The 16,901-nt window shown below is 44.2% G+C and carries 12 protein-coding genes; 4 read left to right on the top strand and 8 right to left on the bottom strand.

Annotated features, from left to right (window positions below):
• The 4 genes from QZ076_RS00985 to QZ076_RS00970 form a co-directional block, all read right to left on the bottom strand.
• A complete protein-coding gene (locus QZ076_RS00985) occupies positions 1-651 on the bottom strand; it encodes a redox-sensing transcriptional repressor Rex (protein ID WP_293709503.1) in 651 nt (216 codons plus the stop codon).
• Positions 652-918: 267 nt separating this feature from the next.
• Positions 919-4,686 (bottom strand): DUF6383 domain-containing protein, encoded by a 3,768-nt coding sequence (locus tag QZ076_RS00980; RefSeq protein WP_293709502.1) that lies wholly within the window; start codon positions 4,684-4,686, stop codon positions 919-921.
• A gap of 974 nt (positions 4,687-5,660) precedes the next feature.
• Positions 5,661-7,115, bottom strand: a complete 1,455-nt coding sequence (locus QZ076_RS00975) for an aminoacyl-histidine dipeptidase (protein ID WP_293709500.1) — start codon at positions 7,113-7,115, stop codon at positions 5,661-5,663.
• A gap of 145 nt (positions 7,116-7,260) precedes the next feature.
• Positions 7,261-8,274: a lysylphosphatidylglycerol synthase transmembrane domain-containing protein gene (locus QZ076_RS00970; RefSeq protein ID WP_293709498.1), complete on the bottom strand. Its 1,014-nt coding sequence runs from the start codon at positions 8,272-8,274 to the stop codon at positions 7,261-7,263.
• Positions 8,275-8,369: 95 nt separating this feature from the next.
• On the opposite strand from QZ076_RS00970, the gene rsmA reads away from it, so the two are divergent.
• From rsmA to mgtE, 3 genes are read left to right on the top strand one after another with little or no spacing between them, the layout of a single operon-like run.
• The gene (rsmA, locus tag QZ076_RS00965; RefSeq protein ID WP_288206794.1) at positions 8,370-9,173 is read left to right on the top strand and encodes a 16S rRNA (adenine(1518)-N(6)/adenine(1519)-N(6))-dimethyltransferase RsmA; all 804 of its coding nucleotides are present in this window, start codon (positions 8,370-8,372) and stop codon (positions 9,171-9,173) included.
• Between the two features lie 21 nt (positions 9,174-9,194).
• Positions 9,195-10,901, top strand: coding sequence for a phosphoethanolamine transferase (locus QZ076_RS00960; protein WP_293709496.1), 1,707 nt, complete (start codon positions 9,195-9,197; stop codon positions 10,899-10,901).
• Positions 10,898-12,244, top strand: coding sequence for a magnesium transporter (gene mgtE, locus QZ076_RS00955; protein ID WP_293709494.1), 1,347 nt, complete (start codon positions 10,898-10,900; stop codon positions 12,242-12,244). The genes QZ076_RS00960 and mgtE overlap by 4 nt, the downstream gene beginning before the upstream one ends.
• Positions 12,245-12,388: 144 nt before the next feature.
• Here mgtE and QZ076_RS00950 read toward each other — a convergent pair whose 3' ends face one another.
• Complete coding sequence (locus tag QZ076_RS00950) at positions 12,389-12,859, bottom strand: glucosaminidase domain-containing protein (protein WP_293709492.1); 471 nt, start codon at positions 12,857-12,859, stop codon at positions 12,389-12,391.
• Positions 12,860-12,884: 25 nt separating this feature from the next.
• Positions 12,885-13,337 (bottom strand): HU family DNA-binding protein, encoded by a 453-nt coding sequence (locus QZ076_RS00945; RefSeq protein ID WP_293709490.1) that lies wholly within the window; start codon positions 13,335-13,337, stop codon positions 12,885-12,887.
• A 202-nt stretch (positions 13,338-13,539) separates the two neighbouring features.
• Between QZ076_RS00945 and QZ076_RS00940 the strand changes: the two genes are divergently transcribed.
• Positions 13,540-13,764: a DUF4248 domain-containing protein gene (locus tag QZ076_RS00940; RefSeq protein WP_028727239.1), complete on the top strand. Its 225-nt coding sequence runs from the start codon at positions 13,540-13,542 to the stop codon at positions 13,762-13,764.
• A gap of 259 nt (positions 13,765-14,023) precedes the next feature.
• Here QZ076_RS00940 and QZ076_RS00935 read toward each other — a convergent pair whose 3' ends face one another.
• Both QZ076_RS00935 and QZ076_RS00930 read right to left on the bottom strand, forming a co-directional pair.
• Entirely contained in the window at positions 14,024-16,138 is a 2,115-nt protein-coding gene (locus tag QZ076_RS00935) for a VapE domain-containing protein (protein ID WP_293709488.1), read from the bottom strand.
• A 118-nt stretch (positions 16,139-16,256) separates the two neighbouring features.
• Positions 16,257-16,712: a hypothetical protein gene (locus QZ076_RS00930; protein ID WP_293709486.1), complete on the bottom strand. Its 456-nt coding sequence runs from the start codon at positions 16,710-16,712 to the stop codon at positions 16,257-16,259.
• Positions 16,713-16,901 lie beyond the last annotated feature (189 nt).

The raw sequence follows: 16,901 nt of genomic DNA, 5'->3' as shown, positions 1-16,901 counted from the left end.
TCAGTGATTTATTGAGTTCAAACGATTAAACATGACAGCCAGATGGGCATACATGGAAGTATTCTGTACGACAATGTGTTCCGGCACGCGGATACGGAACGGGGTAAAGTTCCACAGGGCTTTGATCCCTCCGGCAATGATCTGCTCGGTAACCTCCTGTGCCTTATCAACCGGAACCGTGATCACACCGATCGTTGCACCGTATTCTTTTTGTTTGGCAGGAAAATCATCCAGGTGAAAAACCGGTATCCCGTTGATCACCGTACCGGCCAGTTCCCGGCGCACATCGAACCCGGCTACAATCTCGAGTCCGTACTGGTTCAATCCGGAGTCTTGCAGCAGGGCAGCTCCCAAACTACCTACACCAAATAAAAAAGCCTTATGCTGTGCAGTAAAACCTAAAAAGTCTTCCAACACATCCACAAGGGTACAAATCTCATAACCAACCCTGGTCTTTCCGGATATATTTACAAAAGAGAGATCTTTTGCTACCTGACTGGGGTCTACATTAATCTCTTTTGCGATCTGGGTAGATGATACAAACGTCTCTCCCTTACCTTTCAAGAGCTTCAGAAAGGCAAGATACCAGGGTAGTCTCCGGAGGGTAGGCTCCGGTATTTTCCAGGCTTGTTTCATTTCATCGTTGGCCATTATCTTTATACTTATTAATGCAGCACACAAAAGTACAATTTTTTTCTTTCAGACAGGGATTCTCACTCATTTTAATACAAAAAGCTCCGGCAATATAATTACCGGAGCTCATTTTTGCATTGCTTTCTCTCTTCACAGAGATAATTGCAATAGAACTTTATTTCATTACTTTAGTATTAATACAGATTGCCTGTTCGCCCTCGCGGGGTAATTGGTTCATGGCAGAACCGCACAATCTATTTAAATTTATTGATTATAAATAGTTTCTTATTTTACGATTGCTTTTACAGCAGCTTCACCCTCTACGGCTACAACTACTACACCTGCAGGAGCAGCGATTTTAGCTTCGTCAGAAGAGATTACCGTATTACCAATTGTCTGGCCAAGTACGTTGCTGATAACAACAGTCTTGCCTTCAGCACCCTTAACGGTTACGAAACCTTCGCCAGCTACTATGCTGATAGAAGAAGCCGTGATATTGTCGTTGGATGTTGCAACTTTATCTGTTTCGCCTAATGTAAGGATAGCAGCCTGGTTCAATACCTGACCAAAATCAGTTACACTTGTCCAACCACCATCTACAAAGTCGCCAGTACCATGACTTCCATTGACATTGTAGAATTTAGCAAGAACAGGAATGCCGTTTACAATACGAACCCATGCTCCTTCGAATGAACCGATAGCAGACAGTGATTTGTCAGCATTTACGTGAGCAACATCATAAGATTCCAACAAGAATCCTTCTTCATCCGTATCACCTACATAACGGAATGAGAATGCTGCATTGTTATGATTTCCATTCAATTCGACAACATCATAAATGATACCTTCTTTTTCTTTAACAAGGCTATCAGGCACGATCAATACATTGCCTTCCACATCTGTACCAGTAATTGCATTTTTACCCTTCAAAGTATACGGAGCTTTCAATACATACAAAGAATCACCACGGTGAACAGCCTCAACAAATGCCAGGCGAGTATAGTTATCACTTTGGAACTTACTTGGATTTTCTACCTTGTTGATCGAATTTTGAATAGAGTCATTCAAGTTAACCAGGAAGCGACCGCTTACATAACCAGGATACAATACTTTATGATCACAAGAAGGATTCAAACCATGAGTACTTCCATGAACATTTTCACCACAATAGTAATAAGCTTGTACGCTATCAGCTGCTACAGCAAACAAATACTGAGGCATGCGATCTTTCGATTTAGCAACATAATCTGCATACAAACCTTCATTCTTAGTCTGTACTGTTTTGTTTTCTACAGCTAGATAGTTCAGAATACCGGACTTGCTGTCTTCAAACAGATACTCGTTTCCATAACCTGTAGACAACGTGATAGATTTCTTCAGATTATTTACATATTCTGCAGCTAATGTTCTATATAATGGGCGAGGGTTAGTAGTCAAAGCAAATACATCTGTTGAAGTTCCGCACAGATTATCAATCTTACTCTTCTTGCTGATTGCTTCGATAGCCAGTTTACCTGCAGTTTTATTAACATTATCCAATTTGTCTTGCTCCAAATCTGTTGCATTAACCAATGAGTAGTAAGGAGTTGAATCCAGGTTATTGTTTTCTTTCAGATAGAACACAGCCCATCTCAAACCATTTTTACCAGCCTGAATATCAGCTTCATCAGCTACTACATAACGATACATATGGTCTACAGCAACATACTTATGGTCATTGTCGATCTTATTGGTATCTTTCACTTTAACAACATAAGCAGATTTCTTCAACTGAGCAGCACCTGCCAATGCACTGGTATAACCATAGTCTTCTGAATCAGAAATCAGATGTAACTCATAATAAGTTTCATCACCTGTCATAGCCTGCAGATAGTTATCTGTAGTATTTACACCCAGGAATAAGCCACCGGCATTATCAAATGCATGTTGGAAAGCATAAACATTTTCTTTCAGTACATCATCTGAGATAACTGCGTAACCATTGGTATTTGGTGTAATTTTTTCGAATGACAATGTATCACCACAAGAGAAGTAATCATTATTGTAATGTTCACCATCACCAGTTCCTTTACTCCACATACCATCAGCATACGGAGTATGATTAATGAAATAATATTTGTTATCACCAGCAGTATATAACTGACCAATAAATCCTTCAATACCATACTCACGGTTACTAATTTTTACCAAAGGAGCTTTATTGGTTGTTACATCGTTAGTATAAACATTGCAATTCAACTGTTCTACAACCCACTGAGTTGCCGGCATATTTTCGAATATCTGAGATTCTTCTTTTACATCATATACCAAATGACCACCCATATCCGCTACGATATAAGAACCGTCAGCACGTTTTTCTGTACTTGTAGCATCATTTTTATTAGACTGTGAAGTTGATAATGTAATCAAATAGACACCGCTTGGAACAGATGTACGAGTCAGGTAAGTATAATTATGATCAAAACCTACCTTAACAGCCATATTAGACTGATATTCTACATGAGTTCCTTTGTTACCATGAGCATCACAGTTGAATGTTATAAATGCAGGATTCTTCGGTCCGATAGAACTTTCAGCACAAGCATAATCTTCCTTACAGATGGCAGCATACTTAGTTTCATTTGCATTAATACCATAAGGGGTACTAACTGTTAATACCTTTTTAGCATCAACGCCTGTTCCGGCAAAGTTCATGGAAGCTAAAGCTACAGGAACACCAGCCGCTTTATTAAACAAGCAGTTAGCAACACCACCGACAACAGGTAAACTATTGTAAGCAATACCGGCATTGATAGTATTCAAATATAATGCAGGAGTCAGATCACCCAGGTCACCTTCATTATTCGGCATAGCAGCATTCAGCGGCTCGATAGCCAAACTGTCATTTGTCGGATAATAAGTTACCTTGAAGTGAAAACGAGCATTGGTCGCGTTAATTTTATCAGTATTCGCATACTCTTCATCCCTCAAGATCAATCCATTATAGTTTCCTGTCGTTATTGATTCATGATAATCCGTTGTCACTTTCAAATAACAACCAGGATTAGCATAGCTCTTAAACAAGATGTTATAACCGGCATAAACTGATTTGAACCCTTGTTTAATAAGAAATATTTCGCTTTTATAGTTGTCACGCTCCAAAGCAGCCACCTGACTTTCTTCTGCCAGATATCCTTCTGCTGCAGCCAACGGATTGCTAGCTAAATCCACATTGAATTTAAACTTAACATTTTCGTTAGCACGAGCCGCACCTGCACCAAAACCTTGATAAGAACCGTCAGCATCAATCATTGAATTCAACTCTGCTGCATTCAAGACCTTAGCTCCTGCAATAACAGGCTGAATATTAATCAGATTACTGATCCCACTCAGATTATCTTTAGCCTTTATTTTGGATTCTTTGACCAAAACGACTTCTCCATTAGTATTCTTGGCAAATGCCATAACAGAGTCTGTGTTATGGAAATAAGAATAAACCAATTTAGAAGAGAAACGGCTTGTCTGTTTGTCTGTTGTATACCACTCCCAAACATCGTTACAACCATTCAAAATGGTTGCATCTTCACTCGTAACAACAGCTTCTGCATCAGCAGCACCATTCAGATTAACCGCATTTGTGTGATCAAAAGTCAATGCATAACCGGTTTCCTTATTTACAAAAGTAAATTTTTTGCCACTCACTGCATCTTTTTCGTATTTGATCTTCCACAAAGAATGAGTAAGAGTTGCATCTTCAATTGTCTTTACTTCCAAACGAAGCTCACCTGTTGCATAATCGCGCTCCATTGTAAGAACTGTTGCATTTGCACCAACCTGTCCTTGATCTCCTTTTCTTGATACTGGTTCTACAGCTCCATCGCTCACAACAAGCTGATACCATTTCTCTGAGTCAATTTCTGTTACTCCATTACAATGAAATGAAGTAACTGCACTCTTTACCAATTCCGAACGGTAAGGGATTTCACCCAAACCGGAATGGTCATTTTGTGCAGTTATCCCCATTGAAGTAGCCAGCATCAATCCAGCCATCAAAGTAGAAAACTTTTTGTCCATAATCTTTAATTTAATATTAATAATAGTGTTACTTAAAAAGCCTGTTTGGATAATTCGTAAAATGTTGCCAAAGTCAAATGACGAGATTAAACGATCCTTTTTTCTAGTCATCACATACAAGTCTTTTTAGCTTAATCATGAAAAGTCTTATATTTGTACTCCCTTACGTATTCAGTTGATAAGAAAGCATATATGTTCGTTAATTATTTTTCTGGTTATAGTTGTGTATTCAAAAGTTATAAGTAATTTTGTGGCTAAGAAAAAGGATCGTTTTAACCAGTCATTTAAGATCTGCTATATATCTATATTTCAAATACTTATACAAAATACCCAAACTTAAATAAACTATTTTGCATATAATAATGTACAGGTACCTTATTAACAATGCAAAACATCATTTGTCCTAAAATGCTATATTCTCTATCCATACAGTTCCCTGCCAAAGAAAAAAACAAGATGGCATGACCGTCAAATCTTAATAAGAAACGCAACAACTTCATATTCTGCCATTTACAACACACATATAACTTCCACACAAGCCTAAACTTTAACGTTTTTTCTGTTCTTTGACTAGTTAAAGGTAAATCATAGGAAATCTAAAGTTTTTAAACAGGAGAATTAAAGGCATTTTTATGGAATTTTAAAAACGGAATATATATATTACAAATAAGTAAGGCTAGGTATACTATTTAGAAATGCCTGCCTTACATATTTGTAACCAAAGCATTACATTTAAAAATAAATAGATATTAATGTTTAGATATACAGCGCTTTACCCTTAAATATGCCTATAATACAATTTAGTCTTATCCGACAATATTGACTGCATATAACGACTATGGCAATGCAAAAAAGAGAGGTCTCATAGCATCACAATCTCTAAAACAAAAAAGGTATGCTAAAGCATCAACAGTGCTTTAGCATACCTTACATTATATATATATATTGGCGGAAATTATATCGCCTTCATTCAATCATATTCTTTCCAGCGTAGCCACGATAAAGTCCCAGACTTTCTGTACAGACGGAATATTTACCCGTTCGTCCGGAGAATGGGGATGTTCCAGATCCGGACCGATAGAGATCATATCCATAGTAGGATAAGACTCCTGGATGATACCGCATTCCAGACCGGCATGCATCACTTTTACCGACGGTTTTCTACCGAACAACTCTTCATAAGTCTGTGATGCAACCTTTAAAAGTGGCGAATCGATATTCGGCTGCCAACCGCCATAAGCACCGCCATATTCTACTTTCGCTCCTGCCAGAGAGAATACACTTTCCAGGCTGGAACATACGGAAGCCTTACGGCTTTCGGAAGAACTGCGTACCAATATCTTTATCTCGATCAGCTCATTGGATGATCTCACTATTGCCAGATTAGACGATGACTCTACTGTTCCCGGGAAATCAGACAACATACTGATCACACCATTCTGACAACCTTCTATTGCATTAATCAGATCGTCCTGTATCTCTTCCGGTATCAATGTCGCAGGCAGATCGGTCATATCGGCTACGAAGCTGATGTTATTCTCAATACCTTTATATTCTTCACGGAACATATCCTGATAGTCAGCCACCAGTTCCCACAATGACTCCACATTATCACCGGGAATCGTCACCACGGCAAACGCTTCACGCGGAATCGCATTACGAAGCGAACCGCCTTCGATAGAAGATAAACGGGCACCATAATCGCAAACCGCCTCTTTCAGGAAACGGAACATCAATTTATTGGCATTGGCACGTCCCAAATGAATATCCACGCCGGAATGACCACCTTTCAAACCTGTCAGGCTCAGCTTAACTGCTACATCGCCTTCAGGAATATACGTATCTTCTTTAAACTGCACGGAGATATTCAGGTCTGCCCCGCCGGCACAACCGACGAATAGTTCACCTTCTTCCTCCGAGTCACAGTTGATCAATGTTTCACCTTTCAGGAAACCGGACTTCAATCCGAAAGCACCGTCCATTCCTTCCTCTTCGTCTATAGTGAAAAGAGCTTCGATCGGACCATGCTTGATCGTCGTATCGGAAAGTACAGCCATAGCAAAGGAAGCACCGATACCGTTATCGGCACCTAGAGTGGTTTCACGGGCTGTCACCCAGTCGCCATCTATGTAAGCATCGATCGGATCAGTAAGGAAGTCATGCTTTACAGAAGCATTTTTCTGAGGAACCATATCCAGGTGCGATTGCAGGATAACGGTTTTATGTCCTTCCATCCCGGAGGTTGCAGGTTTGCGGATCAGAACGTTTCCTACTTCATCCCGCAAGGTTTCCAATCCCAATCCTTTACCAAAAGCTTCTACATAACGGGTAACTGCTTCCATATGTCCTGTAGGACGAGGGATTTGTGTGAGGTCATAGAAATAACCCCAGACATGCTGCGGAGAAAGATTCTTGATTTCTGCTGACATAGTTTCTTCTAAGTTGACAGTTGACAAGTGACAGTTGACAGATAAATGCCAAGAGAGACATTGACAACCAGATTAATAAATAATATATAGTAACAAACTTATTCCCAAAAGGATTATCGCACGGAGTTTTTTTAACTGTCAACTATTATTTGTCAACTGCCAACTCCACCTTATTATCCCTGTTGGTAAGCGGCAACGCCACAATACCGAACAGACCACATATCACCGTCCAGGCTGTCTGGACCGTGTGAACCACAAGGGCGAAAGCGGCAGCATCATTTTCATTGACGCCAAAACATACCAACGTTGCGATCACCATAAAATGCCATGCGCCGATACCGGCCTGCACAGGGACAGCCACACCGATACTACTCATGGTAAAGGCGATCAGTCCGACAGTTATTCCCAGGTCGCGTGTAAAGTCGAAAGCATAGAATGTGATGTAGAAATAACAAAAATAACCACCCCAAATCAACAAGGTCTGCAATAGGAAACGTCCTTTCTGCTTGAGTAACCATATACTCTTCATTCCATCCCACACATTCAGTAACAAAGACTTTGCTTTCTGAACCAGCGTAAAGTTACTCATATATTTGAAAACAAACCAAATTCCGCCAACTAAAATTACAGCTCCCACATAAATCCATATAGAGTCGAACATGGTACGGAAGCCGTCCAGCAACGCCGGATTCCTGGCAAAGAAGCTGACAAAGAAGTCGAAATTAAAGATAAAGATCAATAAAGTGATCGATCCGACCACGATCGTATCGCTTACACGGTCTATCAGAAGAGTTCCCAACAGCTTAGTAAAAGGGATCTTATCATATTTGGTAATAATACCGCAACGCCACACTTCGCCCACACGGGGAAGCACCATGTTTACCGCATAGTTTCCTAAAACGGCATAGATTATATTGCTCATTTTAAAACGCTCGCCCAACGACGAAATAAGCAACCCCCAGCGAAGCCCGCGAACCACATTGGCAAACAGTCCGAACAACAAAGAGACCAGGATGATATCATATCTCACACCCTCGCGGATCACTCTCCATATCTCGCTAACATCCATATTACTATACAAGAACCAAAGCAGCAAACAGCCAAAAGCTAAGGGTAGAAATATCTTGATAAACGTTTGTAGTATACTTTTAAAATTCATTCTACGTAGGATACTTTAAATTATTTGTTGTATTTTTGTGCACCCGCAAAGATAAGCATTATATTTTAATACGAATACTTTACATCAAAAACCGGATGAGATTAGTTAAACCGAAAAAAGCTTTAGGACAACACTTCCTGAAGGATTTACATATCGCTCAGCGTATAGCCGATACACTAAGCGACTACAAGGATTTACCTGTTTTGGAGATCGGTCCGGGGATGGGCGTACTCACGCAATATCTGCTGGAAGCCGGTCACGACCTGACTGTGGTGGAGCTGGATATGGAATCGGTAGATTACCTGGAACAGAATTTCCCCGCACTCGAAGGACGTATCCTGGCAGAAGATTTTCTGCGGTTGGACCTTTCAAAGCTATTTCCCGGTCAGTTCTGCGTCATCGGCAATTATCCATATAATATATCCAGCCAGATCTTCTTCAAGGTACTCGACTTCAAAGAGCATGTACCTTGTTGCTCGGGCATGATACAGAAGGAAGTGGCCGAACGTCTGGCAGCCGGTCCCGGCAGTAAGACATACGGTATATTAAGTGTACTGCTGCAAGCCTGGTACACGGTAGAATACCTTTTCACGGTAAGCGAAACCGTATTCGACCCGCCACCAAAAGTGAAAAGTGCCGTGATCCGGATGATCAGGAACGACCGGAAAGAACTCGGCTGTGATGAGAAATTATTCAAGACAGTCGTCAAGACCTCTTTCAACCAACGACGAAAAACGCTCCGCAATTCGATGAAGCCGTTGTTGGGAAAAGATTGTCCGGATTATGCCTTGCCTATTTTCGATAAACGACCTGAACAATTATCAGTCGAGCAATTCGTTGAATTAACATTGATCACCAACAAGTGGTTACAACAAACGGGGACAATACAGAAAGAATAAAAACAGGAAAATAAACAAGATATGAAACGAATAGGGAAAATGATCCGGTCGCTATTTCCATCTAACAAGTACAGATGGATGACTCTTTTATTTTTCCTTCTTCTTTTACCGAACCTTGCTGTCATGTTCCGGTCGAGCGACCTGATGGGCGACATTCCGAAGCAAGCGGCCTACCTGTTTTTCTCCTGCCTGATACTGATTGTCCCGGCATTGTTGTTCAAAGCAAAACTCTATTTTTCACTGTCGGGTCTTTTCCTGATACTCAGCCCGATCGAGATCGGACATGTCCTGCTCAATAAGATGCCGATATCCATCGGACTGATGTCGGCCATCCTGAACACGAACAACCAGGAAGCATTCGAACTCATCTATTCCCTGAAAGGATATGTTATCTTCTTCCTCCTGATCCTTATCCTCTATTATTGGGTCTTGTTCACCCGGATAGAGAATAAACCGATATTCACCGTAAAAGGAAAGATAGTAGTATTCAGCCTGTTCGCTATTTTCAATATCGCCCTATGGGGGATGATGTGGAAAATGGTGGACTATACCGACGGAGCAATCTATCGTATGCGGGCCACCAATTCGAGTTTCCTGATGAAATATAAGAAGATTTATCCCTGCGACCTGATAGCTGCTACCGCCGAAGTTTTCGCGATGGAGCGGGAAATCGACCGGATGCAGGAGCAACTAAAAGACTTCTCCTTCCGGGCAGAGCAACAGGACACCATACCCGGAAAAGAAATTTACGTATTAGTGATCGGCGAGTCCGGACGCTACGGCAACTACTCGCTGAACGGATATAACCGCCCCACTTCCCCGCTGCTGGACAAACAGGAAAACCTGGTTTCTTACAGCAAAGTACTGACTACATCGAACCTGACCAATATAGCGATTCAGCAGATACTCACCCGGGCGACCCCGGATAACCCCGATATAGCTTACAAAGAAAAAGCACTGTCCGATGCCTTTATAGAATGCGGTTTCAACACGGCATGGCTAGCCAGCCAATCGTCGAGCGACCGTTTTGTAAAACGTATTACGGCCGATATGGACTACACGTTCTTCTCCACCACCGATTTCGACTCTGCCGATAATTACGACGGGAAACTATTGCCTCATCTCGACTCGGTGTTGAGCCGGAACAAACAAAAGCAACTGATCGTGATCCATACCCTGGGCAGCCATTTCCGTTACAATGCCCGGTATCCGGAATCTTTTTGCCGCTTCACTCCTTCGCTGCATGAGAATACGGGATATGACGTAGTCAGCCCTTCAAACAAGGAAGTACTGGTAAACAGCTACGACAACAGCATTTGTTATACCGACTATGTACTCAACGAGATTATCCGGAAAGTAGACGATGAAAAAGCCGTCAGCGCCGTTGTCTACCTGTCCGACCATGCGGAGAACCTCTACGACGACGAACGCAACCTGGCAGTACACGGCAATACGGAGCCGTCCATCTACGAATTGCATATTCCCTTATTTATATGGACTTCCGCCGCCTACCGGAATGCCCGGCCTGAGAAGGCGGAAGCAATAGAAAATCATAAAGAGAAAAAAGTAAGCACATCCAATCTGTTCCATTCGTTCCTCGACATCGCCGGCATCTCTTACCCGGAAGAAAACAGGGAACAAAGCTTTGCTTCACCGGAATTCAGAGAAGACAGTGTATGGTATATACTAACACCGGACAAACGTCTGATAAAGAAAAGTGACTTATGATCGAACTGACGAAAGACTATATCGAAAATCTGAAAAGTATCATTTCCGAAAAAGATGATGCGAAAGCACAAGCAATGCTCCATGACCTGTATCCGGCCGATATTGCCGAGTTATACCAGGAACTGGACTTGCGGGAAGCAATCTATCTGTATCTGTTGATGGATGGTGACAAAGCGGCTGACGTTTTGATGGAGTTGGACGAAGAAGACCGTCATAAGTTGTTGAAAGAACTGCCCAACGAACTGATCGCCAAACGCTTCGTCGACAACATGGAGACCGACGACGCCGTAGACCTGATGCGTGAGCTGGACGAAGACACGCAGGAAGAGATCCTTTCGCATATCGAAGACGTGGAGCAGGCGGGCGACATCGTCGACCTGTTGAAATACGACGAAGACACCGCCGGTGGTTTGATGGGTACGGAAATGATCGTGGTCAACGAAAACTGGAGTATGCCCCAGTGTATCGAAGAGATGCGTAAGCAGGCCGAAGACATGGACGAAATCTATTATGTTTATGTAATAGACGACGACGAGCGCCTGAAGGGGGTTCTTCCTCTTCAACGATTGATTACCAACCCTTCCGTCTCGAAGATCAAACACGTCATGAAGAAAGAACCGATCTCGGTACGTGATAGCGACAGTATCGAAGAGGTAGCCGAAACGATCGAGAAGTACGACCTGGTGGCTTTGCCGGTAGTAGACAGTATCGGACGCCTTGTCGGACGTATCACGATCGACGACGTAATGGATGAAGTACGCGAACAACATGAACGCGACTACCAGTTGGCTTCCGGTATCTCGCAAGACGTGGAAACTTCGGATAACGTATTTACCCAGACGGCTGCCCGCCTTCCCTGGTTATTGATCGGTATGATCGGCGGACTGGCCAACTCGGTGATCCTCGGCGGTTTCGAAGGAAACCTGGCAAGCAATCCGAAGATGGCGCTGTTTATCCCGCTGATCGGTGGAACAGGGGGAAATGTCGGGATACAATCTTCCGCCATCGTGGTACAAGGCCTGGCCAACAACTCCTTGAAACAGGATAATATTCTTCCGCAGATATTGAAGGAAGGTATCGTTGCACTTATCAATGCCAGTATCATCAGTCTGGTTGTATTTGTGTACAATTTCTTTATGCTGGGGGACAAAGGTATCACGGCTTCGGTATCATTGAGCTTGTTTTCCGTTGTCATGTTCGCCAGTATTTTCGGCACGCTTGTCCCGATGACGCTCGACCGCCTGAAGATAGATCCGGCATTGGCTACCGGCCCTTTCATCACCATCACGAACGATATTATCGGGATGATGATCTATATGTTTATTTCTTCGGCGTTGACATAGGAACAAATGCGGTAGGGGCGGTTTGGTAAGGGCGGTTCGCGAACCGCCCCTACGGGTGTCACCCTTGTTTCTTTCTTCCCAACAGGAATCCCAGTAATTCCATGATAAACTGGAGGATTGTCCTCACCTTGTTTCCTTTCTCACTCATACGCTTTCATTATTTAGATTATACACCAGGGGAACCAGCGACCGTGCAATGCTTTCCAGCATCTTGCAATAAGTCTCCCGGTTATCCCCGTTTATTTCACTGATATACCGGCTGTAAGCAATCTCGCGGGCATAAGCCCGGGGGTAATGGCTCACGGCAGCCGCCTGTTTGTAGACCGTGGAGATCAGGCGGGCAAAATCGAGAAAACTGTTTTCGGGCCTATCGTAACGGCGGAACAACAGGCCGCCCGGTTTATCCAGATCCGTCTTGCCGCCATGCCAGTAGGCATTGACAACACCATAGCCTGTCAGCCCGAAAAAGTTGTTGTAAGAGGTAGCCAGAGTGCTCTCGCCCCAGCCGGTTTCGATAGCAGACTGCGCCAGGATGACCACCGGATTCAGTCCGTACAACTCACCCGCCATACGTGCGGCGGGGAGGTACTTCGAGGTAAATGATTGCTTATCCATACACTGCGACCGGTTCTATGGATAACTATTCGATAACAGGACGATCGTCTTCGCCACCACCTTCAGCCGGCTTCTTCGGCTCCTCAATCTTGAAGCGCTCGCTTTTGGCCGTCAGGATCAACTCACGCAACTTCGGTCCGGGGCGGAAACGAAGACGGGCACGATACAACATACTGGAAGAGAACTCATCGACCGTCACACTTCCCGAACTGGTCTGCAACAACTGGAACGTACCCAACTCGCCACACTGCACCACCTCTCCGCGAGCCAGAAACAAAAGAAGAAATTTGATCACACGGTCTATCACCACCTTCACATCCCCACTCGACGCGGTAGAACTCTCCGCCACGATATTACACAACTCCTCGAAGGAACACGTCCCCGTTGCCCGGGTCTGCGCATAGAAAAGCTTCTCTTTCCCTTCTTCCACATTTTTACTCAGGTTCTTCCTTTGAACCAAATGAAACTGCAATGCCATAACTTTATCGTTTTTAGTTGATTATTAATTACATATCAAAGATATGACAGCCGTCTCCCCCTGTTGAAGCCATAGGTGTCAGGACGTAACGAAGCGACAGTTTATTTCAGATAATTGCAGATAAATCCAAACAAAAACAAGTAGAATAAATTGCATTACCCATTGTTTTTCACTACCTTAGTAAAATAAAACCATTCATATCATGGAACAAACAACCTTCACGATACGAGCCTACGGGATCGGCGAACTGGCGGCACTTTACAGCCCCCACCTGAGCCGCAGGGCAGCCATCCTGCAACTATGGCGGTGGATCAATTATCATGGCGTACTGAAAGCGAAACTGCTTGAATTGGGCTACCATCCCGGTGTACGGAGCTTCACGCCCCGACAGGTGGAATGTATCATCGAGCATCTGGGAGAACCCTGAAGAAAAGGAAATGACTGCGGCAGCTGTTTTTACCGGCTGCCGCAGTCATTTTCAGTAGCTGCCGCAGCCAGATAAAATAGGTGCGGCAGCTATTTTATTTTTTCGTGGGGGCGGATGGGGGCGGCAAAAAAGGGAGTTTGAAAACTTTATGATAAGATGTTCCATGTTCCATCTACGAAGGAGTCGTAAATGGAACATGGAACATATATACAGAAGTTTCCGGAAAGGCCTTTTTACCGCCCCCACCCGCCCCCGATTGCTAAAACGGAAGTTTATAATCGGGAGGGATATCATCGTTATTATCCTTATTATCAGAATCTTCAGACCCATCCACCGGATCATACCCAAATCCCTTGCGACGGGCTTCTACCTGATCATTTGTTAGCACAACCACGGCAAAAAGGCGCTTCCCGTGCCTCTTTTGTGACTCAAAACCGGCACTTTTTAACACTTTTCCGAGCTGATTTACGCCCATTGTGGTCATGGAATAGCGTGTTCGTTCCGCTATTTGTGCCATGATTTCACTGGCAGAAAGCAGCACATAGACCTCGAAACGTACCGGTTTGCGGAAATAGGTAAAAAGCAATTCCGCTTCGGGACTCGACTGCTGGAAAGGTTCGTTGTTCTCGTTTATCTCCGTTATATCCTTGTCGGCAAACCAATAGCGGAAACCCTGTTTGTAAAGCCCCAATGCCTGGGCATAAATGGCGGCATGATCTATTTCGGAGGTATAATCTATCCGGAGCGTTTCGAAGCAGAGGAAACGGCGCGAACCGGTACGGTCGGTCAGTATCTGGCTATCGTTGACCGTGGCGGCAAAGGAAGCACGGCGGACGAACGATTCCGCGTTGCGGGCATACGGGCGGCGTTCGAGGATGGAGTCTTTCGTGATCAGGGCTTTCAGCTGGTTTAGCTCCACACGGCTCTGTCCCGACAGCTCGTCGAGGATGATCAGGAAGCAATCGCTCATCAACAGCGACGAGTCTTTAGCCGTAGGGTCGAGATTGCCGGAATAGACATAGTTCCGTAGCGCAGGGGGTACCAGGTTACGCAGCCAAGTGGTCTTACCCAATCCCTGTGCCCCACTCAGCAACAAGACCGTATGGTTTGCCTTCCGTTCGTTGATGGCACAGGCCACGACAGCTACCAGCCATTTCTTCAGGCATTTTACCCAATAGTCGGGACAGGTAGTATCGACAGTGGACGCCAGCTGTGCAATAGGATCTGTCTCCCCGTCCCAGGCGGGCAGGTTTTCAAAGTAAGACCGGAAAGGATTGTACTCGGGGCTGAAATCAGATTGGATCACCGCCCGCAGATCGGACACACGGCAAAACACACCCGCTTTCTGCAAAGCGCACCAGACGGAGTTTTCCCAATAGTCGGTCACCGGCTGATAAGCGTCGTGCTTCGTCAGGCTGCGATACTCTATCATACGCCGGACGATATTGCGGCGAAGTTTGAAGTTTTTGCTCAGGAACTCTTGTATCTGAACGACAAAACCATCTCCGCGAGACGAACGGGGCGTCATTTTCACGGCTCCAAACTCCTCCGTATGCGTAAAAGCACTATCGATGGCTTGCAGGCACTCTTCGGCCGGCAGGTCGGTAAAAGTTTTGCAGGCATACTTCACAACCTCTTCTTTTGCCACTCCCAGGCGGTTGCAGTTGGCGGCAAAGAGATGTACGAAATTGTTGCGGTTGCCCTCGGCATAGGCAAACTTGCGGGTAGTCCGCTTACGGGCAGAAGAGATTAGCTGCATTATTTCTTTCCCGATAATGGCTTTTATCGGAGGCAGATCGCCGGGTAAAGCACCCTCCCCTCTCAGCCAGGGTTCGAAGCGGGGAGAGAGGTAGAGCTGCGGATCGTACGAAACAAGGCAGAGCCGCCCGGCATCACTTCCCGAAGTATCGGCTTCGACACCCAGCAGACGTTGATACCAGTCTTTCACCAGCTTATACACAGCCGAATGTTTTTGGGGGATCAGCTCAAACCCGACAACCGGATAGACAATGACTTTGATACCATGTCCGCGCGGACTGATCCAGCAGGCCACTGTATAGGCAGCCTCGCGCACCAGGGCGAGCAGGTGCGGCAGTTCTTCCTTCTTCAGTTTGTCGAAATCGAGGATTATCAACGGATTGTAGACTGTCATACATTCTGCCAGGCGTTTTTCACGGTAAGTAGCGGAGATCGTTATAGCCGGCAATTCTCTCTTCAGCATATCGGCAGCTTCGGGATTTTCTTTATCCATATAGACACGGATACGGTTAACGGATGCGGCATACTTGCCATTTCGAATATCAGAAAGAACGTCGATCAGATTGACGTCGCCCACACAGGTTTTAAATCGGGCAAACATAGTTACTTTTATCATAACAGATAGTTTAAAATTGAGGTAATCCTTATAGCTTTCAAGATAGTTGATTCCATCTAAAAGGGCTCATTGTTTTACTTTTTATTATGATAAACATGAGCCCTTTAAAATCAATGCACTATCCGGGGCACTCAGTCATGTTGGAGCGGTCGATATATTCTTGTACGACATTCTCCAACGTACCTAGCGACAGGTAATCTTTTTCGGGATCATAGCGTATACGAAAGACCGAGTCGAGCGAACGGAGGAAAGGTTTCACTTCGTGCCGCCCGTTTACCGTCCATTTGCGGTTCATCAGCAAAGGGCCGATCAGTTCCACGAAATCGGCAGTCAGTCCGTTGAAGACGATAGGTTCTTCCTCTATCATATCTTCCTCCCAGACGGCATGCTGCAGCAAGCGTGCCAGTTTGTTGCATTGTTTTTTCACTTCCCGAAGTTCCCCTTCGAGCTGCTCACAGCGGAGCCTCAATTCTTGTGCCGTCTCCGTCAGAAGGGCGGCATCTAATTTTTTTTCATTTGGATTGTTTTTATAATTAATAATTGGCCGATAGGCCGGTTGATTCGGAATTTGCAATAATGTGCCAATATGCTAATGTGCCAATATGCCAATGGAGATAGCAATAGGTTCAATATTTTCTAGAAATGAAACATTTTTCTAAATACGAAACCCCGGAAGATTACTCTTCCAGGGTTTGTTTTTGTCTGTTTTTGCTCTTCACAGAGATCGAACAGAAGAACTTTATTTCATTACTTTAGTATTAAT

It is taken from the genome of uncultured Parabacteroides sp., from assembly GCF_905196875.1.
Lineage (GTDB): Bacteria > Bacteroidota > Bacteroidia > Bacteroidales > Tannerellaceae > Parabacteroides.
The sequence above is the reverse complement of the archived record's forward strand: the minus strand, read 5'-3'. Positions and strand labels throughout refer to the sequence as shown.

Excerpts from the sequence above, each read along its gene's own strand:
- QZ076_RS00985 (WP_293709503.1), bottom strand. The coding sequence starts at position 651 with ATGGCCAACGATGAAATGAAACAAGCCTGGAAAATACCGGAGCCTACC.
- QZ076_RS00980 (WP_293709502.1), bottom strand. The coding sequence starts at position 4,686 with ATGGACAAAAAGTTTTCTACTTTGATGGCTGGATTGATGCTGGCTACT.
- QZ076_RS00975 (WP_293709500.1), bottom strand. The coding sequence starts at position 7,115 with ATGTCAGCAGAAATCAAGAATCTTTCTCCGCAGCATGTCTGGGGTTAT.
- QZ076_RS00970 (WP_293709498.1), bottom strand. The coding sequence starts at position 8,274 with ATGAATTTTAAAAGTATACTACAAACGTTTATCAAGATATTTCTACCC.
- rsmA (WP_288206794.1), top strand. The coding sequence starts at position 8,370 with ATGAGATTAGTTAAACCGAAAAAAGCTTTAGGACAACACTTCCTGAAG.
- QZ076_RS00960 (WP_293709496.1), top strand. The coding sequence starts at position 9,195 with ATGAAACGAATAGGGAAAATGATCCGGTCGCTATTTCCATCTAACAAG.
- mgtE (WP_293709494.1), top strand. The coding sequence starts at position 10,898 with ATGATCGAACTGACGAAAGACTATATCGAAAATCTGAAAAGTATCATT.
- QZ076_RS00950 (WP_293709492.1), bottom strand. The coding sequence starts at position 12,859 with ATGGATAAGCAATCATTTACCTCGAAGTACCTCCCCGCCGCACGTATG.
- QZ076_RS00945 (WP_293709490.1), bottom strand. The coding sequence starts at position 13,337 with ATGGCATTGCAGTTTCATTTGGTTCAAAGGAAGAACCTGAGTAAAAAT.
- QZ076_RS00940 (WP_028727239.1), top strand. The coding sequence starts at position 13,540 with ATGGAACAAACAACCTTCACGATACGAGCCTACGGGATCGGCGAACTG.
- QZ076_RS00935 (WP_293709488.1), bottom strand. The coding sequence starts at position 16,138 with ATGATAAAAGTAACTATGTTTGCCCGATTTAAAACCTGTGTGGGCGAC.